Below are 870 nucleotides of genomic sequence, written 5' to 3'. Positions count from 1 at the left end.
GATGATGGTCTGTACGATCAATATGACCAATACAGGGCCTGCCAAATCCGTCAATTGCCATAGCTTCAATGACAGCAGTGCCATCGCCAAAAACAGACTCAAAGACGCATTACCAAGTACGTCAATTGAGCGATCAAACATCTCAAAATTAAACACCATCGTTAACACATTGCGAATGATGACGCCACCTGCCAGTGCCCAGACGAACGTCGGCAACTCAAACCATGTGCCCTCAGCCACGAGCGTCATTCCATCAGCAAAAGCTAACGCCCCTGCAAATAGCGCCAACGTCTCGATAGTAGAGGATGCTGTGATAAAGCGCATGCTATCGGGTCTCTCAAAGATGTCTTTATTGCTACCTGCAGTCTCCTCATCGTGTTTGGTGCTATACAGTGACTGAGCACTGGCAACTTTTTCAATATCACTAGGATTTGGATCGGCTGGCGTCGGTTTTAGGCCCAGTCGGTTAATCAAGCGACGTGCCACAGGACCACCGACGATACCACCTGCGACCAAACCATAAGTCGCAACAGCGATACCCAGTGTGGTCGCACCGACCACACCGTAGTCTTGTTCTAAAGTAATACCCCAAGCACCTGCCGTACCATGACCACCCGTCAGAGCGATAGAGCCTGTCACAAGACCGAGCAGCGGATCAAGCCCCAGCGCACTTGCCATGGCTACGCCAACGACATCTTGTAAGACAATAAATACGGACACCACGATTGTAAAAATCAATAACGGTGTACCACCCGCCTTTAGGCGACTAAAATCAGCACTCAGACCGATAGAAGCAAAGAACATCAGCATGGTCGCCGTTTGCAATCCTTGGTGAAAGTTAAAGCTAAATCCCCAAAATATATTTAATAT

Annotated in this window: 1 protein-coding gene; it reads right to left on the bottom strand. The window is 48.6% G+C overall.

What is annotated here, in order from left to right; translation table 11 throughout:
* Window positions 1-870 (bottom strand): sodium/glutamate symporter (locus ACS8FC_RS15945; protein ID WP_439297489.1); only part of this gene is annotated, 870 nt, incomplete at both ends.

The sequence above is a fragment of the Psychrobacter sp. 1Y4 genome, from assembly GCF_051847555.1.
Note: the sequence above shows the minus strand (reverse complement) of the source record. Positions and strands in the feature narration are given on the sequence as shown.